The organism is Chryseolinea soli (assembly GCF_003589925.1).
Classification (GTDB): domain Bacteria; phylum Bacteroidota; class Bacteroidia; order Cytophagales; family Cyclobacteriaceae; genus Chryseolinea; species Chryseolinea soli.
On the sequence record NZ_CP032382.1, the window covers coordinates 3414367 to 3438665 of the forward strand.

Sequence of the window (24299 nt, forward strand, 5' to 3'; positions counted from 1 at the left end):
TAAGTTATTAATTTCTGATTAGCGGACATGGAATGATCGTGCTCCTGTACATTCCTTGGGGGGCTGACCGCGGCGTTTGCATCGTATGATCTTTCCGTGCCCATATTTAAACAACCGTCCTCGATTTATGGATAAGGACGCTGGCCGACAAAGTGACCAGCGCAAACCCAACGAGTTTTAGTACGTCGGGCAAGATCACACCGATGGATGCCTGTCGTAAAAATAAGTCATTAAAGGCTTCCAAGCCCCAACTCATGGGAGAAAATCGGCTAAGCGTCTGCAAAATCTCCGGCATCACATAAACCGGGACCCAGACCCCGCCAATGGCCGACAGGATCACTACCGACACCGATCCGAAAGACAATGCCTGCTGCGCCGTTTTAAAATAGACGCCGATCAACACCCCGTAGCCTGTAGCCGCCATGGCTACCGCGCAGGCGGTGATAAAGATGTTCAGGGCATCGCCACCCAACACCAGCCGGTTCAAACCCAACAGCGGCATCACGAAAATGCCCACGGCTACCATCATGACAAACTGCACCAGGCAAACCAAAAAGTAAAAGGCAAACTTCCCGGCAATCACGGGAAACTGTGATCCCGAGATCAACCGCAAGCGCAACATGCTCCCCTCTTCGCGTTCCTTGATAAAATTCCCCGCCAAGGGATAGAGGATAAAGAACATGGCAAACATGGTCCACGCCGGCACGTTGTGCTGCACCGAGTTTAACATGACACCCTGGTATTTGTTTTCGGAAGCGTAAGCCGTATTCACGTGGATGATATCCGTGAGGTTGATCTCCGTCTTTTTTGTTTCAGGCCTGCCTTCGCCAAGTTGATTCTGAAGTTCGTCGAGCATCCAGTCGGCCTGCACGTTGGCGATGATCTTTTCTACGGCGCCGGACAGGGCTTGTTTGTAGTTGGCCTTGATGGCGGGATCAAAAAATATTTTTATGTCGGTGGAAGGCAGTACGGTGGAATCGACTTGCGCGGGCAAGCCGAAGTTGGCAAAGACATTGGCGATGACCTGTCGCGTCTTATTGCGCAGCCGTACACTGGATTGTGGAGGCACCACGATAGCCGCTTTTACCTCACCGGCCTGAACACGCTTCTTGGCGGCTGCCGAATCTTTTTCCACGATCAGGTTCACGTTGGGCGAAGCACCGAAAGCTTGCCGGATCTTTGCGCTCAGCGAGTCGGCATCGGCATCCACGAAGAGCACGTCGAGTTTCACTTCCTGGTAGTCGCGAAAGGGTGCGTCCTGCACCAGCGCCATCACGATCACCAGCGCCAGGGGCATGATAAAGATCAGCGCCATGCCGCCCGGGTCGCGCACCAGCAACAGGAATTCTTTATATATGGTCGACAGGATCTTCAATCGCGAATGTTTTTACCGGTTAATTTCAAAAACAACTGCTCCAGGCTCATGCAATCGGGATGGCCTCCCATCACCGTACTGCGCGTTCCGGTTTGCAAAACTTTGCCTTCATCGATAATGCCCAGGTGCGTGCAGATCCGTTCGGCTTCTTCCAATACGTGCGATGAATAAATGATGGACGTTCCTTCCGATTTCAGATCGGTCAGAAAATCCAGGATCATATTGCGCGACTGAACGTCTACCCCTGCCGTTGGTTCGTCGAGGATGACCAGCTTGGGTTGATGCAATAAAGCAGCAATGAGGTTGAGCCGTTTTTTCATTCCCCCCGAAAACGTACCCACTTGTTTGTGGGCTTTCTCCTGGAGATTAAAGACCGAGAGGTACTTTTTGATCTGTGCATGAATATGCGAAGACTTCAGACCATACATCCGGCCGAAGTACACCAGGTTCTCATAGGCCGTCAGGGTAGGGAAGAGCGCAATTTCTTGGGGGGCGACGCCGATCTTTTTGCGCACCTCGGCTCCGTGCTCCTGCATGTCGAGGCCCATCACGGCCACGCTGCCGGAATCGGGACGCATCAATCCGCATAACATCATCACGGTGGTGGACTTGCCCGCACCATTGGGTCCGAGCAGGCCGAACACAGCGCCTTCCGGAATTTCGAGCGTCATGTTCGAAACGGCAGGCTTCGGGGCATTAGGGTATTGTTTGACAAGATGATCAAGGCGAACTACGCTGCTCATTGGGATCGGCTCACATCGTATAGTGCACTGAATATGGCCTGCTCTTCATGGGCCACCGCTTCCAGCATATCGCCCAACTCGGCAAACGTCTTCACGTCCGATTTCCGGTTCTTGCACACCCGGCCGGCGTGATACGCAAAGTCGCGAAGCTGGTCGCCGCTTTTGGTGAGGCGTTTCGACAAGTCGAAGAGCTTTTCATTTTGGAGGCGCTGACTGGCCTGGTCCAGGAAGGCGGCATAGATGAAACGGAAGCCTGCGCCCCCGGTGCCGATCTCCTCTTGCATGCGGATGACGTTGCCCAGCCATTGAATGGCTTTGCGGTCGCCCTGGCGCTCGGGCCAGTGACGCAGACGCTTGGCCAGATATTGCATGCCCTTGCTGCCCACCAGGGGCATGGGGATACGGGTCATGTGATCGCTGGTTTGTTTGATACCGGTCCAGATGGCTTTGTTGAGACCGAATTCACCCGGCACCTGCACAGGGTAATACATGCGGCCGCTGGGTTCGGGCATGCCTTTCGCAAAGCGTGCACGGGCCAGGTCTTCGTAAGAAATGTCGGTGGTGTGTTCCATCACCGGGTCGCTCACCAGGTAGCGGCCGTTCTCTTTGCCGAACACGATAATGTTGTGGGCGTTGAAGTGAAAGCGATAGGCGGCCGGCAAATAGTCGAGATAAAATACCGAAGTGAGCATGCCCACCGGCTGACCTTTGTCGAGCATCTTGTCGAGTGCGGTCATGGCCTTTTCGGGTGTGGAAAATTTATGGCGCTCGATCTTGATGCCGATGCGCTCGGAGAAACGTTTGAAGATCTGTCCCGGCCATGTGCGGTAGGCGGTGCCCGGGATGCCGTTCACACGGACGAAGGGCAGGTAAACAAAAAACAATCCCGAGCCGATGCCAAAGACCATCGGTTCGTCAAACTCCATGCCGTGAAAGCGGAGCAGGTTGGACACTACACCGCTTTCGCAATGTGCAGATTGTTTGTGGGTGAAGTCTACGGTCATTGGGGGTTTTTCAAGCGTTCAACATCGGTGAGCTGCTCCACGGGGATGCGAAATGTATAGGCGTATTTTTCCAATTGTTTGCGGCTCAGGCGCCGGAAGAAAGAAGGATGACAATGCAGCCGAACCATGAACCCGAACGTGCCGGCATAGGAAGCCACCAGGGCCGGTGTCATGATATTTTTCTTGATGTGATAGAGCAACGGGCTGGCTTTGCCGGCCAACACTTTCTGGCGCGCCTCTTCCACTTCATCGTTCACCACATCCCAGGCTTGCTGCATGGCCACCGTTTCGGGCTCCCACCCGATGCTGTTCACTTTCACATAGTGACCTTTCTCGTCGGTGGCGTAGTACAGCTTGGCAAGTTTTCCTTCGTTCAGGTTTTCTTGGTCTTGGGGGACTTGTTCCTGGTTCATAGGCTCAAAACGTTTAATCGTCTATGGTTAGTTGATCGAATACGGTTCTCCTTCCTCTTCAATGCCGTCAACCATCACCTGTGGATCAACGGCCTGACTATACTACAGTAAGCATTACGTACGCGTAGTTAAAGCGCGCACTTTCCGGGATCATCATCAGCAAGGTGTCGCCCTTCTTGAGTCTTCCCGAATGGAAAAGCTCTTCCAACATCAGGTAAGGCGAAGCCGCGCCGACGTTGCCCACCCACGATAAGTTGGTGAACCACTTCGATCCGGGGATGTTCATACCCAGCGAAGCCAACTCCTTTTCGATGCGGCTGGCAAAATATTGTGACGACAAGTGCGGAAGGAAATAGGTGATCTTCTCCACGTCGATGTTCTTGGCGTCCACGATCTTCTTCAAGAGTTCGCCGCCCTTCTTCACGATAAATTCTCCGAGCAGCTTGGTGTCTTGCTTGATCGAAAAAACAGATTCGGCGGTCCAATGTTCCTGGTCGATGTCGCTCCAGCCGATGAACTTTCCTTCTTTGTCTTTCACGGCGCCGGAATACATACAAGCCGGAAGCTCGTGTGCAAAAGAGCGTTGCTCCACCCATTCCACTTTCAGCGACAAGCCGGTGGGATTAGGCTTTGATTCCAGGAGGGCCGCACCCGCGCCATCCGACAACATGAAACGGAGAAAATCTTTTTCGAAAGCAATGATACCGTCGCCTTCCAGTTGTGCAACCTTGGCGGCTTCTTCTTTGAAGAACTTGGCCAGCATCCATTTTGAAAATCTTTCCGAGCCCGTGCAAACAGCGTTCTCGGCAGTTCCCGACAACACCGACAGATAACCAAACTTAAGCGCCTGGATGCCCGCGCTGCATGCGCCCGTGGCTGAGTTGATCTCTACCGGCTGACCACCGAGCACACCGTGTACCATGGCCGCATGGGCCGGCAACATTTGATCGGGGGTGGTGGTGCCACACGAGAGCACCTCGATTTGATCCAACGTGAAATCCTTGTCCAGGAGTTTTTCAACGGCCTTTGTGGTGAGGTCCGTATTGGTATGCGTAGTGTTGCCTTGCTTGTCGGATGCGTAATACCGGGTTTTGATCTGGTTATTGCGCAAGATCAAGGGCTTTGCTTTTGAAGATTGATGGTTGATCAATCCCAAGATACCTTCAATTTCCTCGTTAGAAACGGGCTCGTTCGGTAAAAAACTCGCCAGCCTCGTAATGTAAACACTCCTATTCATCCTCTGCTTTATGTTTTGCTACAGTTCATTAAAGTTTCGAGCCCCGAAAGTACTTTTTTCCTTTAAGAATATAAAACTATTGACGCATTTTGGGGGCTAACGCGCGTTCAGTTTCCCGTATGTTTTTTTCTGCTAGCGAAGAGAATTTTGTTTGAAATACTCTACGTCCTGGATGAGCTCCTTACGCTTGACGATGAGCTGGACTTTGGATAGGATCCAGAGCAACGGCGATAGTATGAAGATGGCGGTGGGCAACAGGTACATGAAGATATACACGCGGATCTTGCGCGCGGTCGACTGGATGCCGCCGCCGGCTGCGATGAATTTGGACCATACACCAAACGCTTTCTGACCGCGTCGCTCCATGAGCACGAGGTTCGGCTTGATGTCGATCGCACCTTCCTTCACCAGGGCCGTTTGCAGACCGCCGTACTGGCCGCTTTCCAACGATTGATTGATCAATTCGCCATAGGTTTCCGAATGCCGCACGTCCTGGTCGGACACACCGGCTTGGGGGAAGAACCAGAAAGGTTTGCGATTGCCGGTGAACATCCAACGCAAAATGGTGATGAGGCTGGTCAGGTTGCCCGAGCGGTCGCAGAGGGCGATGTGACCCACCAGGCGCGACTGCGCTTCGGTGAGGCGGCGCTTCATTTTCTCCTGGGCGCCAAGCCACATGTTGCGGCAACCCAATATGGTGACCACGTCGCGATTCTGTAATATTTTCTTGCCTTCTTCACTTTGCAGGAACGAACTCACGGGCCGTGAGGGCGTGAGGAACCAAGGCTGATAGCCGAGGATCACCAGGTCGTAGGCATCAAAGGCTTGCGCCGATGGCGATTTGAGCGCCAGCGGCTTTTGACCAAACGTTTCGGGAAAGGCATTGAAAAAATCAAATGCACTCCACGGAAACGGGAATTTTTCCTGGGGCTGAATTTCTTCGAAGTGGACTTTGTGGCCCGCCGTGATAAAAGGCTTGGCTAAGGTTTGGAGAATGTTGAGCTGTTGACCCGACTGGGAGTAATACAGAATGAGAATCTTTTTCATTTAAGGTTTTGGTCTCTGGAGGCTAAAGGGTGCAAAATAATATTTTTTTCAGCTCATACGCTTTTTTGTCAAAGGCCATGTACCATTATTGTTGCGAAGATATTTTTTCGCATCCCCGACTTCCCTGATCCGGCCTTCGCGGGAAATTTTTCAACGCGGGATTTCGCTAGGTCCCGGTCTTCACCAACACTTGCAACGTGCTTCGCGACGACTGTTCCAGCATCACCCCCGGCTGTTTCCGGTAGGTATCGAACGTCGCCTCGTCGTAGTTCTTTATGGTGATGAGGGTAAGCCCCGTATTGTAATACACCTCGAAGCGCTTTTGCAGTCGGCCGATCAGTTTGATCACCTTGCTCTCGCGGAAATCGATGCAGAAAGAAAAGGAGATAGCCGAATTCTGCATGAGGTTGATGCGGATGTCCAATTCGGAAAGTGCATGGAAAATGATGCTTAGTTGCTCTTCCGAAATAAAGGTATAGTCCGTCACCTTGCACGAGATGAGGCATTGATTGTCTTTGAACACAATGAGCGGCGGCAACTGGTCGACGGTGCACTCGTGAATGCGCGTTCCGGGCAGCGACGGGTCGTCAAAGTTTTTCACCAGCAAAGGAATGTTCTTGTTGGCCAGCGGCTTGATGGTTTTGGGGTGGATCACATTTGCCCCATAATAGGTCATCTCCGCCGCTTCCTTGAAGGGCAGCTCCTCGAATACCACGGGCGATGGAAAGCGCTTGGGATCGGCATTCATAACCCCCGCCACATCTTTCCAGATCGTGAGCGACTCGGCACCCAGTGTGGAAGTGAAAATGGCCGCCGTGTAGTCCGACCCCTCGCGACCCAACGTGGTGGTGAAGCCATCCGGCGTGCGCCCGATAAAGCCCTGGGTGATGACGATGTTGTCTTTCAACAGCGGCACCAGCGGTTGTGCATTGGTGGCCGTGAGGGCCCAGTCCACTTTGCCTTCGCGAAACGTGCTGTCGGTACTGATGCAGGTGCGCGCGTCCAGCCAATGGCTCTTGATGCCTTCGGAGGTGAAATAATGATGGAGGATGACCGACGAGATCAGTTCGCCTTTGGAGACCACCTGGTCATATAACAGATCGCCTTCCAGGGAAGAGGCCAAGGTGTCGGCAATTTCCTCCAACTGGGCATCCACCGCGGCACGGACGAGGGAAGCGTCTTTGAAGAGCGCATCGATAATATCGTAGTGATACTTTTTCAAGGCCAGCCGGGCGTCGGTCATGGTCTGGGGGGTGCGGTTGGTGGCTACCAGGGTTTCCAGCAGGTCGGTGGTTTTGCCCATGGCCGACACCACCACCAGCAGGTCGCTCGTGGCATGCGAACGGATGATGGAAGCCACATGCCGGATCCTTTCCGGTGTTTTCAGGGAGGCCCCTCCAAATTTAAAAACCTTCATTTTTATTGCACTAAATCGTTTGCGAACTAACTTTGCGCTAACCTATGAGCATGCAAAGATCATTCAATAATGGTAATGCGCCAAGCATCGAGTCGTCAAGAATCGCGCATTCTATCGGCACAGCCCTCGATCGTTTTATCAAGAACAACCAGGACCAGTTTGCTTATGCCAGTGGCGAGCTTTCCCAACTGCTGCGCGACATCGCCCTGGCCTCCAAGGTCGTGAACCGCGAAGTGAACAAAGCCGGCCTCATCGACCTGATGGGTGCCGTGGGCTCCCAAAACCTGGCCGGCGACGATCAGCAAAAGCTCGACGTGCTGGCCAACATCCGCTTCACCCGCGCCCTGGCCAAAGGCGGCGAGGTGTGCGCCCTCATCTCCGAAGAATCCGACACCTATGTGGACCTCAACAACGAAGGCAAATACGTGATCGCCATCGACCCGCTGGACGGCTCTTCCAACATCGACGTGAACGTCTCCATCGGCACCATCTTCTCCATCTACCGACGTAAGAGCCCCGCCGGCACCCCCATCCAACCCACCGACATTCTCCAAAAAGGATCGGACCAGGTGGCGGCAGGCTATGTCTTATATGGTTCCTCCACCATGCTGGTCTACACCACAGGACACGGTGTGAACGGCTTCACCTATGAACCCACCCTTGGGGAATATTTTTTGTCGCACCCTCAGCTGAAAATGCCCGAAGACGGCAAGATCTACTCCATCAACGAAGGCCTCGCCAATTCTTTCCCGGCAGCTGTACAAGAATACATCAAGTATTGCAAAGACTGCCAGTATACCGCCCGTTACATCGGCTCATTGGTTGCCGATTTTCACCGCAATATGCTAAAGGGCGGCATCTACATCTATCCCGCGACAGCGAAATCACCACAGGGAAAATTGCGCCTCATGTACGAGTGCAATGCCCTGGCCTTCGTAGCAGAACAAGCCGGAGGCCGCGCCACCAATGGCAAGGATCGCATTCTGGATATCGAAGTAAAAGAATTGCATCAGCGCACCGCTTTCTATGTCGGCTCGAAAAACATGGTGGAGAAAGCTGAGTCACTTGGTATTCATTAACCCTGGACTTCGCCGGCTAAAGCTCCGGGCTATAAGAAGTAGCTCAGAAATTGAAAAAAAGCCTGGGGACTTTTTCTTGAAATGCCTGGAGAGATTTAAGAAAAATCCCACAGGATCTTAAGTTGAGATAAGTCGGATCTTGAATAAAAATAAGTCGGATCTTGAGTTAAAATAAGTGGGATTTCGAGTGGAAATAAGTGGGATTTCGAATTAAAATAAGTCTGATCTTAACTTAAAATGCCTGGGGATCTTTTCATAAGATGCCCAGGCATTTTGTGGAATTATGCGGCCGTGCAAGATCATTTTCTCCCCGGGGGAAACGCATCATTTTCCGCCCGGATATTTTTAAAATTCCGCACTGTTTTTTGTTATTTCTCTTCCTTGTTTTCTTGTTTCTCTGCAGTGAGCAGTTCCGGAGCATATTTCAGGATCGCTTCATACCACCGCACCAGTTTCTTGATGTCGGAGACATATACGCGGGTTTCGTCATACTCCGGGAGGACGGCCTTCATGAAGGCTTTGAGTTCAACCGCATCCGAGTTGCCATCCACGCCCAGGTCGTTGCCAAAATCTTTGTGGATCTTTTTCAGGATGTCTTCCAGCGCAACGGTTCCTTCTTTGGTGGTGGTGTAGATGGAGATTTCATTCAGCAACGAGAGCCGGTGGTTGGTGGTGGCCACGAGCTTGGTCTTGGCTTCGTCCAGCGATTCGAGGATGACGCCCGACTTGGTGGGGGCAACCACTTTGTAGAGTCCTCCTTTTCCCGATACCGTTGCGATTTCAGATATGGTCATATGTGATTTTTAAATGAGGGGCAAAGCTAAAGAAATGGCGAGAAAAGTCCAGCAGCGTTTCACTTCTTCCCGCTGCCGCTCGCTATGGCCTGTTCCACGAAGGCCAGGATCTCGTCGCGGCCGAGTTTTTTCTCGGAAGAGGAGAGGAGGATCGGGGGCAACTCTTCCCACCGGGTGAGCAGCGTCTTTTTATAGGCCGCCAGGTTCTTTTGCAGTTCGTTCTGCTTGAGTTTGTCGGTCTTGGTAAAGATGAACGCCAGGGGCACTTCCTGGCCCCCAGCCCACTCGATGAAGTCGAGGTCGTTGGCCTGGGGAGGGAGACGCGAATCCAGCAGCACAAAGAGGCAATTCAGGTTCTCACGTTTCTTTACATACTCCTCGATCATTTTGCCAAACCCCTCGCGTTTGCTTTTGCTTGCGCTGGCAAAGCCATAGCCGGGCAAATCCACAAGGTACCAGGCCTTGTTCATCAGGAAGTGGTTGATTGTTTGGGTCTTACCGGGCGTCACCGAGGTCTTGGCCAGTTTGCGCATGCCCGCGAGCATATTGATGAGGGAAGACTTCCCCACATTGGAACGGCCTATGAAAGCAAACTCCGGGAGGTCGGGCGCAGGGCATTTCTGAACGTCGGCATAACTTGAAATGAATTCCGCGGAGGTTATCTTCATGGTTAAAGTAATGATTGAAGGTCAAAATACTAAGAATGTAATAACTGTGTGCCTTATGATTTCAATTTTATGGGCCAAAATTGTCTCTTTTTCATATCTTGTCGCTATATTGGAATAGATTTTTTAGATAACTTTATTGTTAAAATTTTTTAAACGATGACCAGTATCCGAAGTGTACTGATTTTTTTAACACTCGTTTTGGCCCTTATCACCCCCGGTTTTAGTCAGCAAGACCCCAAAGAAACAGCTCGCCAATACCTGGAACAGGCCGAATTGATCCTCAGTGAAACAAAGGCTATGGACGACGCCCGAGAAATCATGGTGACGGCCGCCGATTTGGATACCACCTTCATCAAAGCCAACTACGAGGCGGGCTGGATGCACCTGCGCACCGTGCAAAAAGACCGTGCCGTGAAGTATTTTCTCCGCGTCTACCGCCAGGATCCATCGTATAAGTTCGATATCGAATACCTCATCGGCCGCAGCTACCAATACGGGGAGCAATTCGACAAGGCCTTGCAATTCTATGCCCTTTATAAAGAAAAACTGGCCAAAAAATCGAGCTACCAGGGCAAAGACAAAGTCGATGCCGCCACGGTGGACCGCACCATTTTCGAGTGCCAGAACGGCAAAGAATTTACCTCTAACCCCGGCAATTTTTCCATCGTCAACATAGGCCGGGAGATCAACTCGGAATTTGAAGACTACGCTCCCGTGCTCAACGAAAATGAAGACGAGATCGTGTTCACCACCCGCCGTCGCGAAGACAACTTGAACCAAAACGTGTTCGACGATAACAAACCCTACGAAGATATTTTCACCTCCAAAAAGGTGAACGGCGCCTGGGCCTACGCCAAGAACATCGGCCCCATCGTGAACACACCCTACCACGACTCCAACCTGGCCCTTTCGGCCGACGGTAGCACGCTGTTCATCTTCAAAGACGAAGGCGGCGGCGACATCTTCTATTGCGAGCGCCAGCCTACAGGTGAGTTTTCCGAACCCGTGGCCCTGCCCGGGATCATCAACTCCAGCTTCGAAGAGAAATCCATTACCATTTCCAAGGACGAGAAAACCCTGTACTTCTCCAGTAACCGCCCCGGCGGATTTGGGGGGCTCGATATTTACCGGGCCACCAAAGATTCGAAGGGGGAATGGACCAACGTGAAGAACATGGGCCCCAAGATCAACACCGACCTGGACGACGACGGCCCGTTCATTGACTACGACCTGGTGACCCTGTACTTCAGCAGCAAGGGCCGCAAAGGCATGGGTGGTTTCGACGTGTTCAAGTCCACCTTCGACCTCAAAACCAACGAATGGAGCGAACCCGAAAACCTGGGCTACCCCATCAACACCCCCGACGACGACATTTATTTTGTGGCCTCCAAAGACGGCAAGCGCGCCTACTACTCGTCGGTGCGCGAAGACGGTATGGGCTATACGGATATCTACAGCATCACCATCCCGGAAGGTCTGAAAAACACCGATAACGTCACCTCCAAGAAACCGATCGATCTGCCGCCGGTGGATACCGCCGCCACGGCTTCTGTGAAGCCGGACGTCACCCCCACAGACCCGAAGCCTGACGACAACAAGAAACCTCCCGTGGTGGTCGTGGCAAAAGTCCCCGAGAAGAAGGACGTCGTGCCGATCAAATACGTGGTGACCGTAGTGAAAGCCGACGATAAGACACCGCTGGAACCCAAGATCCGCCTGGTCGGTGCCAAAGACAACGTGATCGTGGCCATGACCCCGAAAGGTGGCGGCGTATACGAATTCAGCGTCACCAGTGCGAAGCCGAAGGACTACCGCCTGTCGGTGGAACAGGAAGGCTATGTGTTCGTAAACCAGAACCTGCGCATCGAAGGGGCTACCAGCAAGGAGAAGACCATCAACAAAACCATCGAAATGCGTAAGCTCGTGGTGGGCACCTTCTCGATCCTGCGCAACCTTTATTTCGACTTCGACAAGGCATCGTTCAAAACCGATTCTTACACCGAGCTGAACAAGCTGGAAGCCATGCTCAACCAGAACCCGGGCATGGTGGTCGAGATCGGAGGCCATACCGACGCCGTGGGAACCAAGGAATACAACCAGAACCTCAGCCAGCGCCGCGCCCAGGCCGTGAAAGACTACCTGGTGAAGAAAGGCATCGACACCCGCCGCGTCAAGCCCGTGGGCTATGGCAAATCGAAGCCGCTGGCCAGCAACGACGACGAGGAGGATGGACGCGAGCTGAATCGCCGCGTGGAATTCAAGGTGTTGGAGAAATAGCCGTGATTTCTTTCCTAAATCCAAACCCGTTACCTTCGGGCCTGTTTTAGTGAAGCATGGCAGTCGTACCGTACAAAGAGGAGAGCACATCAAAAAAAGAGCAGGTGGCCCGGATGTTCGACAACATCAGCCACCGCTATGATTTTCTCAACCATTTTCTGAGCCTGGGCATCGACCGGGGGTGGCGTAAAAAGGCCATCAACCTGTTGCGTCCCCTAAAGCCCCGCCAACTGCTGGACGTGGCTACCGGCACGGGCGACTTTGCCCTCCAGGCCCTGAGTCTGAACCCCGAAAAGATCACCGGCGTGGACATTTCCGACGGCATGCTGCAGGTGGGCCGGAAAAAAATTCAGGACCGCAACGTGGCCGATAAGATCGTTTTACAGCTGGCCGATTCCGAAAATCTACCTTTTGAGGAAAATAAGTTCGATGCCGTGACCGTTGGGTTTGGAGTGCGGAACTTCGAACACCTGGAACGCGGCCTGGAAGAGATCTACAGGGTGCTAAAACCGGGTGGCGTGGCAGTGATATTGGAGTTTTCAAGGCCCCGCAAGTTTCCGTTCAAACAAGGATACAATTTTTATTTTAAGTTCATTTTACCTAAAATAGGCAGGATTGTGTCGAGTGATAAGACGGCTTATACCTATCTGCCGGAGTCAGTCGAGGCCTTCCCGGATGGCGAGGATTTTCTTCGCATCTTGCGCCACGTAGGATTTAAACAGACCCAATGCAAGTCACTCACTTTTGGCATAAGCTCTATCTACACCGGCACAAAATAGTCTTCGCTCTGGCGTTGTTGGTCTGTACCTTCACTGCGGAGGCGCAAAAGAATACCTGGGTCCAAAAAAACAACCCGAACTACGACAACAAGAAGCTGACCTACGGCTTCCTGATCGCCCTGCACTCGGCCATTTACCAGGTTCAATATTCAGACAAGTTTGTCACCCACCCGTTCGACACGGTCCACTCCATCAATCCGTCGTGGACGTCGGGCTTTTCATTGGGCTTTATTGTGAACTACCGGCTCACCGAATATTTGGACGTGCGGCTCACACCACAGGTGGCCTTCTATGAACAGCGGGTTCAGTATCGCTATACCGATGAACGCATCGACAACCAACGCATCGAATCTACCATGGTGGAATTCCCCATGCTGCTGAAATACAAATCCGAACGCCGCGGCAACATCCGCATGTACATGGTGGGTGGGGTGAAGCCGGCCATCGAAGCATCAGGCAAGAAGAGCGATTCAGGCGAGACGTTGGAAGTCACCAACTCTAACATGAGCCTGGAGGCGGGATTTGGGTTCGATCTCTATTATCCGCTTTTCAAGTTCTCGCCCGAGCTCCGGTTTTCGCGGGGCATCGTCAACGTGCTGGGCAACCCCAACAACGTGTACGGCCAACCCTTGCACCGGATGAACACCAATACCATCACCTTGTATTTCATGTTCCAATAAACACCTGACCGCCGTTCAAATTTCCGGTTTCTGGGTGCGAAGGAAAAGCGATTTTTCGCGGCCGTCGCCTGAAGTTTTTGCATTACTTTAGGCCATCCAAAAAAATCCATCGATCGACCCATGAGCAAAAGAATCGTCCTCATCACCGGCGCCACGTCGGGTATCGGAGAAGCCACTGCCCGTCTGCTGGCGAAAAACAATTTTGATCTCATTCTTTGCGGCCGCCGGCAAGACCGGCTGGACGCCCTTCAAAAAGAGCTCTCCGCCCAAACCAGCGTGACCACGCTTTCTTTCGAAGTGGGCGACGTGCAGGCCGTGCAGACAGCGATCCGCTCGCTGCCGGAGAAATGGAAGCCTATTGATGTGCTCATCAACAACGCCGGCAACGCTCACGGCTTCGACCCCATTCAAACCGGGAGCCTGGAGGATTGGGATGCAATGATCGACATCAACGTGAAGGGCTTGCTCTATGTGTCGCGGGAAGTGATCCCCGGCATGACGGAACGGGCCTCCGGCCACATCATCAACCTGGGGTCTATTGCCGGCAAGGAAGTCTATCCCGGTGGCAACGTGTATTGCGCCAGCAAATTTGCCGTGGACGCGCTCACCAAAGGCATGCGCCTCGACCTGAACGCCTACAACATAAAAGTAACGTCCATAAACCCCGGGCTTGTCGAAACCGAATTTGCCTTGGTCCGCTTCAAGGGCAACGAAGAAAAGGCAGCCAATGTGTACAAGGGCATGAAGCCTTTGACGGGGCCCGATATTGCCGACATCATGCTGTACGTGCTACAGGCACCGCCACACGTAGTGCTGGCCGACATCACGGTGTTCCCCACGGCACAAGCCAGCGCAGCGCTGGTGAAAAGAGTCTAAAGCGCCTAGCGAAATTTTAACAACGTAGCGCTGTCCATTTCGTGTTTCCCGTCAAAGGAAATGACACGTGGCGCGATGCCCAATTTGGCGGAGAGCAGGTTCATCTCCGCGAAGCGACTGTCGTTGATAAAGGGATCGGATGTGCCATAGACGAAGCACGTTTCCTTGTGCTCCAGAATTTGGTGAGCCGAATGAAAATCCATGTCGGGCGGGAACACACCGGCCCAGAGGATCAGGCGTTGAAAGTTCACTTTGCCTTCTACGGCCCAGCGTGAAGCGGTGGCAGCGCCCTGCGAGAAACCCAGGATGGTCACGGGAATGTTCGTGACCTTCGTCACTACGTTTTGCGCGATGGTGTTGAGGTAGGTTAGGTAATTCTGAATGTCGATCAGCCGGTTTTCTTTGGTCATCCACGAGGCGCCTACGCGGTCGGAAGCGCGACCGGTGGTCTGCAGGTTGTCGAGGTAAAAACGGGAGAGTCCTTCGGGAGCGATGACGAAGATGTTTTGGTCTTCCAGTACTTTAAATTTCTTCAGAAAGTATTCCGCCAGTTGGCCATAGCCGTGGAGCACAAACCAGATCTGCCGGGTTTGGGGGCTCAGTGTACCCAGGGTGAAGTAACGGGCCTGGTAGGGGATGACGATCGGGTGTTGCTCCATGCGATAAAAATAAGCAATAAAAAAAGGCTTCCGGTGAGGGAAGCCTTTGTGATGTTGGTCCGGTGTGGGATCAGCGCTTGAAACCCAGTGCACTGCCGCCGCAATATCCGGTAGAACCATCGAAGGTGTACTGGATATAGTAGATGCCGGTGGTGTTGCAAGGATAGGCAATGGCCGAGATGAATTGGCCGTTGATCTTGCTGGTAGCTACTTTGTTCCGGTTGGAATCGTAGAGGCTCACCACGATGCCATCGGTAGGCTGCGCGGCTGCACAGATGTTGATCATGTACTGTGTGCCCTTGGTGAACACGTAGCTGTATTCTACAAAATCTTTTCCCCCCTTTTCAATCTTATAGCTTTTCAGGAAGTTGAAACCTGCAGAAAGCTTGGGAATGCATTGGTTGCTTAAGGCTTCTGAGTTGCACTGTCCGATCACTTCTAAGGCGCTTAGAACGAAAACGGATAGAACAATAGCAATTAACTTTTTCATAGGCTCCTTTTATATGCTTAGCTTATAATCTTGTTTCTGATGGAAGAGGCTGTGGCCCGGATGTTGGCAATATCTTCGGGCTTGATGTCGATCGTACTGGAGCTGTTGTCCTTAATGACCATAACGCCATCCACGATCTCGAAAGTTGATTCTTTGTAAGTGTATGTGATATTTACCTTATCATAGATCTTCTTCAACTCTTCCATGTCAGTCAACAATGATGCCATATTTTGGTCCGTTTCCTTATAGAAGGAGAGGAGCAGAAGTATGTTTTCGAGGATGATTTTTTGTTCACCAATGGTTTCCTGCAGTTCCTTATTGGTCGGGTTGGCTTGTGCTACTTCGCACGTGATGTGAAGCGCTTCCAGCCAGCCGCCCGTCAAAAACAACACGCTAAGATTAGAGCGGTTTTGTGTTTGCAGGTAGTGGTTGATGCTGTTGAAGTTCTGGGTGGTGATGAGCAACAGCGAATCAAGGTTCTTGCTGTTGGTGGCCAGGCGGCCGATGGTCTCGATGTCGAAGAACTGGCCAATGTTCAGGCCATCGGCGAGGCTCTTGATGGAGGCCATGTATTTCACACCATCGTTGTTCTGTTCGTAGATGTTGGTGTAGCCCAGGTCGGTGCCATAAACGCCCAGGTTGAGGGCTTTCTTGTAGTTGCTGTTGTACTTCGAGCTGTTGTCGGCCGAGTTGAGGTAGCCCACGTTGTACTTTTTGCCGGACTCTTTTAGCAATACCGAGATCTCCAACGGGCTTGGGATCTGCTGCAGGATATCACCAATAACGCCTTCGGATATCGAAGGCCCCTCGGCTTTCGCCGTGTCCAGCCCTTCTATGAAAGCCTGCTCATCCGTTTTCTTGGAAGAGCCGCCGCATGCGAAGAGCGTCAGTATTAGCCCGATCAATACAATTCTCATAGCTATAAAATTATTCGTTCACAAAGTTAGAAATTCAGCATTCCCAGCCAAAAAGTTACCTGAATGCTTTATTTATTTTTCGGCTTACTCTTTGGCAGGTTGAACTTGCCCGGCACCTTATCGAAGGAGTTGATCAGCTTGCGAAGCCACTCAAAGTACAGGGTGACGTATAGCAACAGGGTCATAAGCCAGATCACCACGTTATTGAACACAAACGTGTCGATCTTCAGCCCCAGGAACTCCTTTTGCGGTGCAAAAAACTGCGCCCGGTAGTCCAGGGGGCTGCGGGGTAGGGGATCGAGAAACACGGGGTTGATCTGCTGAATAAGCGCGCCATTGTACTCGATGATCCGGTCCTTCTCCGACACGTTCCTCACCAGGTCCGACAGGCTCTCGTTGAAATAGAGGTTCTTGGCGATGTTGAGGTCATATTTCTCGGCTTTGTTGTTCTCCATCTGGAAGATCAGCTTCTCCCTTTGCGCCACCGCCTTGTTGTAGATGTCCTGGTAGAACTTTTTGTAGTCGGCTAGAAATTCTTCCAACGCCTTGTTGAGCTCGGGTGTGAATTTGGAGGGCGTCCACTCCGAAGCGAAGTATTTGGCAAAGCCTTTTTTATCCAGCCGTGTAAACAGATCGTTCTTCAGATTCTCTTCGATGATGTGAAGGTCCGTGCGCATGATCTGTTGCACCGAATCCCGTTTGTCTTTGGCATTTTCTACAATGAACTTCCGCTTTTTGTCCATCTCATCCACGAGATAAGACGCGCGGAAGTCGGCCTGGTTTTCTACTTTCTCCAGGGTATAGAAAGGCTTCTCATAGCTATTGTTTTTAAACTGATCTACCGCCAGCGCTTCATACGCCCAACGCGAGGCCATGAGATCGGCCACGATCGGCACTTTGCCTTTGGTGCTGATGATGTTGTTGAGCTTGTCAAAGCTAAAGAGCAAACCGCTCAGGATCATCTGCGGGATGAGCAACAGCGGGATCATGACATACACGGTAACCGCCGAGTTGAAGGCCGACGAAATGTTGAGTCCCAACACGCTGGCAAAACACGACACCGTGAAGAGGATGAACCACGTGGGCAACAACATGCTCCACTCGATTTCCAGGATGAGGTTGCCGATCAACACAAACGAAAAGGTCTGCACGGCCGACAACACAAACAAGATGGTCAGTTTCGACATCAGATAGCTGTTCCAACTCAGGTTTAGGAAGGACTCTCTTCGCAGGATCTTGCGGTCGCGGATGATTTCCTCTGCACTCACGGTCAACCCCATGAACAGGGCCACGATGATGCTCATCAGCAAAAACGCCGGAAGGTTTTCGTTGAACCGGAACATATAGCCTGTGCCGCCGGGCGCGCTCTTGTACTTGATGATCACGGCCAGGATGATGGCCAGCAGGGGAGCTTCCAACAAGTTGATGAGCAGGTATTGCTTGTTGCTGAGCTTCGACAGCGTGTCGCGGGTGGCGAAGATCAGGGTTTGCTTCAGTTTGTTGGGCAGGCTCAGGGACTGGGGTGGTTCTTCCCGCACGTCGTCCACGCGGTTGATCTTGAAGCGGTCTTTGTACAGGTCATACCACTGCGGCGGCGTCACCTTGCGTTTGTTGGTAGGCTGGCCGTATTCGTCCACCACCTTGGCTTCGATGATGTTGAAGATCTGCTCGGGGTTCACATTACCGCAGGTTTCGCACTGTCCGCGGTTGCTGTCGACCTGGTGGGTTGATTTTTTGAAATACGTAACGGCTTCGATGGGCGGGCCATAGTAAGCCGGATAGCCGCCGGTGTCCATGATGATCATCTTGTCGAACATCTTGTAGATGTCGGACGACGGCTGGTGGATCACCACGAAGATGAGCTTGCCCTTTAATGAAAGTTCTTTTAACAAGTCGATCACGTTTTCCGAGTCGCGTGAAGAGAGACCCGACGTGGGCTCGTCCAGGAAGAGGATGGCTGGTTCGCGGATCAGTTCCAACGCGATGTTGAGGCGTTTGCGCTGGCCGCCGCTGATGGTTTTGTCCAGCGGATTCCCTACGCGCAAGTCTTTGCGCTGGTCGAGGCCGAGGTTCTCCAACACTTCCATCACGCGTTTGTGAAGTTGTTCTTCGGTGAACGAGGCGAAGCAAAGCTTGGCGTTGTAATATAAGTTCTGATAGACGGTGAGTTCTTCGATGAGCAGGTCGTCCTGCGATACATACCCGATGACGCCGTGTATTTTATCTTTCTGAAGGTTGATGTCGAAGCCGTTGATGAGGATCTGGCCCTTGGTGGGTTTCACCAGGCCGGCCATGACGTTGAGCAGCGTGGTCTTGCCTGCGCCGCTGGCCCCCATGATGCCGATGAGTTTGCCGGGGCCTTCGGAGATCATCACATTTCTGAGCCCGATGCCGCCGCTGGCGAACTTCAGCTCTTCGATGTTCACGTTGAAGCTGAGCTTGGTGGTCTTGAGTTCTTCGTTGAAGTTGGCCACGAGGTCGCTATAGTACAGTGCGTCGCCGGCCTGGGTCTTGATGGTGCTGCCGTGTGAGAAGAGGTACACGCGGTTGGAGGGCATGGGGAATCCATTCAGCGTATTGGATTCTTCACCGAGGTACTTCACAAAATACATGTCCACACCGCGTACGCGCATAAAGATGAGACTGCCCTCGATGTGGCCGTGTACGTGTTTGTAGAGCTTGCCTTCATCGGCTTTGTCGGCTTTGTCCAGCAAGAGGATGTCGGCAAAGTTGAGGGACTTGGCGTCTTCGGAAATGACGAAATTTTCGATGAGTTGGTATTCGTCTTGTACGATGTTAAACACGGTGGAGGCCGTGTTGATGATCTCCATCCGTTGGGGTGTGAAGTTCTTGTCGGTGCTGACCAGCTCGAGCAGCTTGATCACCACGACTACCTTTTGTTTTTGCGTGAGGGTCTTGTTGATCTTCTTGCAAATACCCAGGGTCTTTACCGAATCTTTTACCGAAGTAAGTTTGGACTTGCCTTCTTCTTCCTCTTTGCCAAAGCCGGAGTATTGGTCGTAGAGTTCGAGGTATTCTTTGACAGAATCCTGGTCCAGTTCCGTTTGAAAGAAGTTGATGACGAATTGACGTTCACGAACGGTGACCCCGCCGTCTTGTTTTGTGATGATGCCAAAAAGTTGGGTGAGGGCCTTGAGTATTTCTTCACTCATAGATAGCGAGTTGGACTATAAAGGTAATAAAAAAATATCGGTTACCAGCCTATAGAATCCGTGCGAGGAAGTTCTAGAAATGGCCAGTAACCGATTAATTATGAAGGGCTTAACTCAGTAGGTTTTGAACTCGAAGGGGATCTCCACCAACTCGGAAAACTCTTGGCCGGCTTCTTCCATATCCTCGTCGTCTTCATGGAAATACCAGAGTATTTTCATGCCTTTGATGTCTTCCAGCGCGGAGAGCACATCGAGGATGAGTTTAGACGATGCGGTGTTGAAGTACTCCAGTTTGAAGACAAAATCCGTGGAAGGGTTGGACTCGCCACCATACGCTTCTATCCATTCCAATACCGGGCGATAGAACTCGGCGGAGTCTTCGGGCAATGAACGACCGGAGATTTCGAATATGCCATTCTTTTTATCGAGGATTATCTTTGGGGTGTCTTCCGTTCCTTCAAGATTTAAAATTTCCATGGTATCAATCTATTTTAAGTGGTTCATCAATTTATTCGTTGTCGCGGGGTACGTTCACCTTCAGGCAAAAGAAGCAATAGTCGGCATTCATTTCGGGGAACTCGAATTCGAGTTTACCGCCAGACTTCCGGGCCATATCCACAAACCCTAATCCTGCACCACCTTTGTCGGAGATGGTGGTGTTCTTAATGATCTCCTTGTACAACTCCTTTAGTCCATCCTTATCCAACCCGTTGATCTGTTCCAGGTTTTTCTTAAGCTTGGGCACGTTGGTTTTTTGAACGGGGTTACCCGACATGATGCTGTAACGGTTAGCCTCTTTGCCGATCAGGAAGATGGCGGCATGACTGCGCACCTGTCCGTCGACCAGTTCATCGCTATGCTTCACAATATTTTGCAGCGCCTCGACCATTACATTGAACACCTTGCGCTTGATGCTGGATTCTTCCCCTGAAGAATCGAGGTTTCGCTCGGCCATGGACAGTATGGATTTGGTGCTCTCCTGGGTGAAATCACCCTGATACACCAGAATCAGTTTCTGCGACATCATGGTGCGGTGCAGGTCATAAATAAAATTCATGCTTCAGAAGATTAGATGATTAAGTTTGTGGTTCACTAAGATATACGTTTTATCCTTTAAAACCTTCCGGCACTACACCGGAGAGGGTGTTCGTGTTAAAATTTAATACCGATCAGCAGTACGTCGTCCGTCTGTTTGGTGTCGCCGCGCCAGCCTTCCCATTGCTCGTCAAACGTGTTCATCGCGGTTTGCATGGGCAGCTTGTGAACCTGCTCGATGATCTCGCGGGTGCGCTTCGGACCGAACTTGCGGCCTTCCGTGCCTCCGAACTGATCGGGGAACCCGTCTGAACTAAAGTAAATGGAATCCCCTTTCTCGAGTTTGATCTTTGTATTGGTAAAGTTAGTCTGGTTCTTAAAAATACCGCCTCCAATGGGGAATTTATTTCCCTTAACCTCGTCCATCACACCGTTCTTCATGATGTAAAGCGGGCGGTGCGCCCCGGCATATTCCACCTCGCCGGCGGCCATATTGATCTTACACAGGGCGATGTCCATACCGTCCTTGGTGGTGGCATCCTCATCCTGACGTAGGGTGGTCGTTACGCCTTCGTCCAGCAAGTCCAGGATCTTGCCCGGCTCGGTGATCTTCCGGCTTCGTACGATATCGTTCAGCAGGAAGTAGCCGATCAACGACAACAAGGCTCCAGGCACGCCGTGTCCGGTACAGTCTACGGCCGCGATAAAGATATCGTCCTTGATCTGCACGAACCAGGGGAAGTCTCCGCTCACCACGTCACGGGGTTTGTACAGGATAAAGGAATCGGGCAGCGCTTTGTTGATCACCCTGGAGTTAGGCAGGATGGCATTCTGGATGCGCTTGGCATAGTTTATACTTTCCGTGATCTTCTTGTTCTTGTTCTGAATTTCCAACTCGATCATCTTCCGCTCCGTGATGTCGTGCGACACCACCAGCACCGACTCCAGCTTGTTGCTTTCGTCGAACTCGGGGATGGCGTTTACCTGCATCACCCGCTTGCCCATTTCGGAGGCAAAGTCCATTTCGGCGGAGGCCTTTTCGTTGGTGTTGTTCACTTCTTCCACCACCTTCAACCAGCCTTCCAGGATCGAGCTGTCGAGCTCTACTTCCTTCACTTTCTGGTTGAGGAACGACGCCGGTTTCTTGCCGGTGTATTCCTCGATAACGGGGTTGATATACGAGATCGATTCGCCTTCCAAACGCGTGATCAAGTCAAGCGAGTTTTCCGACAAGGCCTGCATCTTGCTTCGCATCCGTTGCTCCTGTTCCGCCCTTCTGCGTTCGGTGATGTCGCGCGAGTTGAGGATGAAGCCGTGGATGGCCTGGTTGGACATCAGGTTCCGGCCCGTGGATTCGATCCACATAAAGCTGCCGTCTTTTGCACGGTACTCGTATTGCATCGTCACTTCTTCCTCGGGGCTTGCTTTCATCTTCCGGAAAATTTCCCGGAATGTATCGCGATGGTCGGGGTGCACTTTGTCGATGTCGCTGCGGCCGATCATTTCCTTCTGGCCATAGCCCAGGATGGACTCTACCGAAGGGGAGATGTAGCGGATGCTTTCGTCCTCTTCGTAGATCGTGATCACTTCCGACGCGTTTTCCAGCAACAACTGCATCCGGCTTTGTGTGCGGTTCACTTCTTCGATCTGCTCTTCCAGTTTTTGGTTGGAGCGTTGCAGCTCCTCCTGGGTGGCTTGCATTTCTTCGGCGTTCTGGCGAAGCACTTCCTGCTTCTCCTTCAGCTCGTTACTCATTTCCTGCGACTCGGCCAGCAGCTTGCGCGTGCGCTCGTTCACTTTGATGTTAAAGATGGTCCGGGCCAGGATCAGCGAAAGCTCTTTTACGAAGTTCACCTGCGAGGGATCGAACTTCTGGAAGCCGGCAAACTCCAGCACGCCATACACTTCTTCGTTGGTGATGAGCGGCACGATGAGAATACAACGCGGGCGCTGGTCACCGAGAATACCCGACGTGATGGTCACATACTCGGACGGGATTTCCGTGCGGAGGATCGTATCTTTTTCAGCCGCGGCCTGGCCCACGAGGCCTTCCGCAAACTTGAATTTTCCTTTCAGATATTTCTTGCGCGAATAGGCATGGCTGGCGCGAATTTCGATGACGGGGTGTTTCGGATCGTCGTCGTTCACGATGTAGAATGCGCCCTGGATGGCACCGATCTTTGCCAGAATGAATTTGATCACATCCTCGCCCAGTTCGTCGGTGGAGTCGTGCATACGCAGGATCTCGCTGATCTCGGCCACACCGCGCACGATCCAGTTGCGTTCCTTGTCGCGGCGCTCGTTCTCGATGAGGTTGTTGCGCATGTTAATGAGCGACATCCCGAGAATATCGTTGTCGCTGGCGGGCTTGAAGGCGGTGTCGTATTTGCCTTCGCCGATGCGTTGCGCAAAATCGGCGCTGTTCTTCAGGGCTTGTACCAGTTCATCCACTTTCGTGCTCATCTGGCCGAACTCGTCGCCGCTTTTCTCACCCGAAGATTCGGGCAAAACACCTTGCGCCACCAGGCCGAGCGTGTTGCGCATGCCATAGAGCGGACGGGTGAGGGAGCGGGAAAACATCATGGCCAACAGTGTGGACAGGGCCAGGATACAGAGCGCGGCATAAACAAACAGGGCCGTGAGATCGGAGGCCTGGCCGTCGGCTTCTTCTTTATCGATCTTGACCAACAGGGCCAGGTTGGCCAGGTTGATCTTGCGACCCGCTTGCAGCACGTCGTGACCGTGATAGTCGACGCCCTGCACGGGAGCGTTCTTGCCTTCGAACACGGGGGTGAAGGCGGCTACGAATTTATCTTTTGGATCTTTCGGGTCCAGCAATTGAATGGCAGCGGTGGTGTCGGAGCGCAGGGGGCTCACTAACGCGATCTTGCGCGACATGGGGTCTTCGCGGGCAATGATCACTTCACCGGTGGTGCCCAATCCCTGGTAGCTCTTCAGCACCTTGTAGGGTACGTTCAAGTCAAGCTTGATGAAGATGAGGTGTTGTGCACCGGCATTGTCGGTCACCGCGCCCACGGCGTAGGTGTAATAATTCTTTTTCGTCTTGTCGCGCAGGATGGCGGAGAAATAGAGATTGCTTTTGGCGCGGTCGAAGGTCACGCCGTCGGGGTCCACCAGGTTGCCTTTCACGGCCGGATCGGTCGACGCCAATACCGCACCCGTTGCAGATGTAAGTGTGATCTCATCGACGCCCAGCACATATTTCTGGCTGCTGAGATAATCGGACATCGACTGGTCGGTGGAAACTGAAGTGTTCAATACCGTGTCTCCGCTCACGGCGTCGGGAGCAGGAGCACCGCCCATCAGGGCGGCCATGTCGTCGGCGGCCGGCGCTGCGGCGGCTGCACTGCCGCCACCTTTGACGCGATCGGAATTTTGAAGGATCTTGATCGCCGTTCCCGCTCTTTCGAAATAGTTGCTGAAGTAGGCCGCCCGGTTGTCGGCGATAACGCCGAGGTTGGTAGCGAACTTCTCCTGGTTTGCCTTGAGGTGATAGTCGAAGCTGAAAAAGCTGATGGCCGCAACAGCCACCAGGGAAATCGCCAGGATAAGGAGGGTGATCTTGGTACTTATGTTAATGCTTTTCATCATATGCGTTGGACGCTAGGATTTGTG

General features: G+C 52.4%; 21 protein-coding genes. 5 read left to right on the top strand and 16 right to left on the bottom strand.

Annotated features, from left to right (window positions below):
* Positions 1-106 precede the first annotated feature (106 nt).
* From D4L85_RS14685 to D4L85_RS14715, 7 genes are all read right to left on the bottom strand, one after another.
* Positions 107-1375, bottom strand: a complete 1269-nt coding sequence (locus tag D4L85_RS14685) for an ABC transporter permease (protein WP_119755002.1) — start codon at positions 1373-1375, stop codon at positions 107-109.
* Positions 1372-2046: an ABC transporter ATP-binding protein gene (locus D4L85_RS14690; protein ID WP_236849102.1), complete on the bottom strand. Its 675-nt coding sequence runs from the start codon at positions 2044-2046 to the stop codon at positions 1372-1374. Before D4L85_RS14690 ends, D4L85_RS14685 begins: the two co-directional genes overlap by 4 nt.
* 68 nt (positions 2047-2114) lie before the next feature.
* Positions 2115-3122 (bottom strand): BtrH-related acyltransferase DarH, encoded by a 1008-nt coding sequence (gene darH / locus D4L85_RS14695; RefSeq protein ID WP_119755004.1) that lies wholly within the window; start codon positions 3120-3122, stop codon positions 2115-2117.
* Entirely contained in the window at positions 3119-3535 is a 417-nt protein-coding gene (locus D4L85_RS14700) for a DarG family dialkylresorcinol biosynthesis protein (RefSeq protein WP_119755005.1), read from the bottom strand. Before D4L85_RS14700 ends, darH begins: the two co-directional genes overlap by 4 nt.
* A gap of 97 nt (positions 3536-3632) precedes the next feature.
* Positions 3633-4772, bottom strand: a complete 1140-nt coding sequence (gene darB / locus D4L85_RS14705) for a dialkylresorcinol biosynthesis protein DarB (RefSeq protein WP_119755006.1) — start codon at positions 4770-4772, stop codon at positions 3633-3635.
* Positions 4773-4904: 132 nt separating this feature from the next.
* On the bottom strand, positions 4905-5819 hold the full coding sequence (locus tag D4L85_RS14710) for a dialkylrecorsinol condensing enzyme DarA (RefSeq protein ID WP_119755007.1): 915 nt from the start codon (positions 5817-5819) through the stop codon (positions 4905-4907).
* Between the two features lie 166 nt (positions 5820-5985).
* Positions 5986-7236, bottom strand: a complete 1251-nt coding sequence (locus tag D4L85_RS14715) for an aspartate kinase (protein ID WP_119755008.1) — start codon at positions 7234-7236, stop codon at positions 5986-5988.
* A gap of 50 nt (positions 7237-7286) precedes the next feature.
* Between D4L85_RS14715 and fbp the strand changes: the two genes are divergently transcribed.
* Positions 7287-8315 carry a class 1 fructose-bisphosphatase gene (gene fbp / locus D4L85_RS14720; protein WP_119758803.1) on the top strand — a complete coding sequence of 343 codons (1029 nt, stop codon included), beginning with the start codon at positions 7287-7289 and terminating at the stop codon, positions 8313-8315.
* A gap of 368 nt (positions 8316-8683) precedes the next feature.
* Here the strand turns inward: fbp and D4L85_RS14725 are convergent, their stop codons facing one another.
* Together D4L85_RS14725 and yihA are read right to left on the bottom strand one after the other, a co-directional pair.
* Entirely contained in the window at positions 8684-9109 is a 426-nt protein-coding gene (locus D4L85_RS14725) for a DUF5606 family protein (RefSeq protein ID WP_119755009.1), read from the bottom strand.
* Between the two features lie 59 nt (positions 9110-9168).
* Positions 9169-9777 carry a ribosome biogenesis GTP-binding protein YihA/YsxC gene (gene yihA / locus D4L85_RS14730; protein WP_119755010.1) on the bottom strand — a complete coding sequence of 203 codons (609 nt, stop codon included), beginning with the start codon at positions 9775-9777 and terminating at the stop codon, positions 9169-9171.
* A gap of 156 nt (positions 9778-9933) precedes the next feature.
* On the opposite strand from yihA, the gene D4L85_RS14735 reads away from it, so the two are divergent.
* The 4 genes from D4L85_RS14735 (at position 9934) to D4L85_RS14750 (ending at position 14389) form a co-directional block, all read left to right on the top strand.
* Complete coding sequence (locus D4L85_RS14735) at positions 9934-12054, top strand: OmpA family protein (RefSeq protein ID WP_119755011.1); 2121 nt, start codon at positions 9934-9936, stop codon at positions 12052-12054.
* Between the two features lie 56 nt (positions 12055-12110).
* Positions 12111-12833, top strand: coding sequence for a bifunctional demethylmenaquinone methyltransferase/2-methoxy-6-polyprenyl-1,4-benzoquinol methylase UbiE (gene ubiE, locus D4L85_RS14740; protein WP_119755012.1), 723 nt, complete (start codon positions 12111-12113; stop codon positions 12831-12833).
* Positions 12782-13513, top strand: a complete 732-nt coding sequence (gene porT, locus D4L85_RS14745) for a type IX secretion/gliding motility protein PorT/SprT (protein WP_119755013.1) — start codon at positions 12782-12784, stop codon at positions 13511-13513. Before ubiE ends, porT begins: the two co-directional genes overlap by 52 nt.
* A 120-nt stretch (positions 13514-13633) precedes the next feature.
* Complete coding sequence (locus D4L85_RS14750; RefSeq protein ID WP_119755014.1) at positions 13634-14389, top strand: SDR family NAD(P)-dependent oxidoreductase; 756 nt, start codon at positions 13634-13636, stop codon at positions 14387-14389.
* A 5-nt stretch (positions 14390-14394) separates the two neighbouring features.
* Here D4L85_RS14750 and D4L85_RS14755 read toward each other — a convergent pair whose 3' ends face one another.
* The 7 genes from D4L85_RS14755 to D4L85_RS14785 form a co-directional block, all read right to left on the bottom strand.
* The gene (locus D4L85_RS14755; RefSeq protein WP_119755015.1) at positions 14395-15048 is read right to left on the bottom strand and encodes an alpha/beta hydrolase; all 654 of its coding nucleotides are present in this window, start codon (positions 15046-15048) and stop codon (positions 14395-14397) included.
* A gap of 70 nt (positions 15049-15118) precedes the next feature.
* Entirely contained in the window at positions 15119-15538 is a 420-nt protein-coding gene (locus D4L85_RS14760; RefSeq protein WP_073137706.1) for a hypothetical protein, read from the bottom strand.
* Between the two features lie 17 nt (positions 15539-15555).
* Positions 15556-16455, bottom strand: a complete 900-nt coding sequence (locus D4L85_RS14765; RefSeq protein ID WP_073137708.1) for a hypothetical protein — start codon at positions 16453-16455, stop codon at positions 15556-15558.
* Positions 16456-16523: 68 nt separating this feature from the next.
* Positions 16524-19628 carry an ATP-binding cassette domain-containing protein gene (locus D4L85_RS14770; protein WP_119755016.1) on the bottom strand — a complete coding sequence of 1035 codons (3105 nt, stop codon included), beginning with the start codon at positions 19626-19628 and terminating at the stop codon, positions 16524-16526.
* A 114-nt stretch (positions 19629-19742) separates the two neighbouring features.
* On the bottom strand, positions 19743-20105 hold the full coding sequence (locus tag D4L85_RS14775; protein WP_073137712.1) for a DUF1987 domain-containing protein: 363 nt from the start codon (positions 20103-20105) through the stop codon (positions 19743-19745).
* A gap of 31 nt (positions 20106-20136) precedes the next feature.
* Positions 20137-20685 (bottom strand): SiaB family protein kinase, encoded by a 549-nt coding sequence (locus D4L85_RS14780; RefSeq protein ID WP_119755017.1) that lies wholly within the window; start codon positions 20683-20685, stop codon positions 20137-20139.
* Between the two features lie 95 nt (positions 20686-20780).
* The gene (locus tag D4L85_RS14785) at positions 20781-24275 is read right to left on the bottom strand and encodes a PAS domain S-box protein (protein WP_119755018.1); all 3495 of its coding nucleotides are present in this window, start codon (positions 24273-24275) and stop codon (positions 20781-20783) included.
* Positions 24276-24299: the final 24 nt, after the last annotated feature.

Excerpts from the sequence above, each read along its gene's own strand:
- D4L85_RS14755 (WP_119755015.1), bottom strand. The coding sequence starts at position 15,048 with ATGGAGCAACACCCGATCGTCATCCCCTACCAGGCCCGTTACTTCACC.
- yihA (WP_119755010.1), bottom strand. The coding sequence starts at position 9,777 with ATGAAGATAACCTCCGCGGAATTCATTTCAAGTTATGCCGACGTTCAG.
- D4L85_RS14765 (WP_073137708.1), bottom strand. The coding sequence starts at position 16,455 with ATGAGAATTGTATTGATCGGGCTAATACTGACGCTCTTCGCATGCGGC.
- D4L85_RS14750 (WP_119755014.1), top strand. The coding sequence starts at position 13,634 with ATGAGCAAAAGAATCGTCCTCATCACCGGCGCCACGTCGGGTATCGGA.
- porT (WP_119755013.1), top strand. The coding sequence starts at position 12,782 with ATGCAAGTCACTCACTTTTGGCATAAGCTCTATCTACACCGGCACAAA.
- D4L85_RS14770 (WP_119755016.1), bottom strand. The coding sequence starts at position 19,628 with ATGAGTGAAGAAATACTCAAGGCCCTCACCCAACTTTTTGGCATCATC.
- D4L85_RS14700 (WP_119755005.1), bottom strand. The coding sequence starts at position 3,535 with ATGAACCAGGAACAAGTCCCCCAAGACCAAGAAAACCTGAACGAAGGA.
- D4L85_RS14715 (WP_119755008.1), bottom strand. The coding sequence starts at position 7,236 with ATGAAGGTTTTTAAATTTGGAGGGGCCTCCCTGAAAACACCGGAAAGG.
- fbp (WP_119758803.1), top strand. The coding sequence starts at position 7,287 with ATGCAAAGATCATTCAATAATGGTAATGCGCCAAGCATCGAGTCGTCA.
- D4L85_RS14780 (WP_119755017.1), bottom strand. The coding sequence starts at position 20,685 with ATGAATTTTATTTATGACCTGCACCGCACCATGATGTCGCAGAAACTG.
- D4L85_RS14760 (WP_073137706.1), bottom strand. The coding sequence starts at position 15,538 with ATGAAAAAGTTAATTGCTATTGTTCTATCCGTTTTCGTTCTAAGCGCC.
- D4L85_RS14725 (WP_119755009.1), bottom strand. The coding sequence starts at position 9,109 with ATGACCATATCTGAAATCGCAACGGTATCGGGAAAAGGAGGACTCTAC.
- D4L85_RS14775 (WP_073137712.1), bottom strand. The coding sequence starts at position 20,105 with ATGGAAATTTTAAATCTTGAAGGAACGGAAGACACCCCAAAGATAATC.
- D4L85_RS14710 (WP_119755007.1), bottom strand. The coding sequence starts at position 5,819 with ATGAAAAAGATTCTCATTCTGTATTACTCCCAGTCGGGTCAACAGCTC.
- D4L85_RS14690 (WP_236849102.1), bottom strand. The coding sequence starts at position 2,046 with ATGACGCTCGAAATTCCGGAAGGCGCTGTGTTCGGCCTGCTCGGACCC.
- darH (WP_119755004.1), bottom strand. The coding sequence starts at position 3,122 with ATGACCGTAGACTTCACCCACAAACAATCTGCACATTGCGAAAGCGGT.
- D4L85_RS14735 (WP_119755011.1), top strand. The coding sequence starts at position 9,934 with ATGACCAGTATCCGAAGTGTACTGATTTTTTTAACACTCGTTTTGGCC.
- D4L85_RS14785 (WP_119755018.1), bottom strand. The coding sequence starts at position 24,275 with ATGATGAAAAGCATTAACATAAGTACCAAGATCACCCTCCTTATCCTG.
- ubiE (WP_119755012.1), top strand. The coding sequence starts at position 12,111 with ATGGCAGTCGTACCGTACAAAGAGGAGAGCACATCAAAAAAAGAGCAG.
- darB (WP_119755006.1), bottom strand. The coding sequence starts at position 4,772 with ATGAATAGGAGTGTTTACATTACGAGGCTGGCGAGTTTTTTACCGAAC.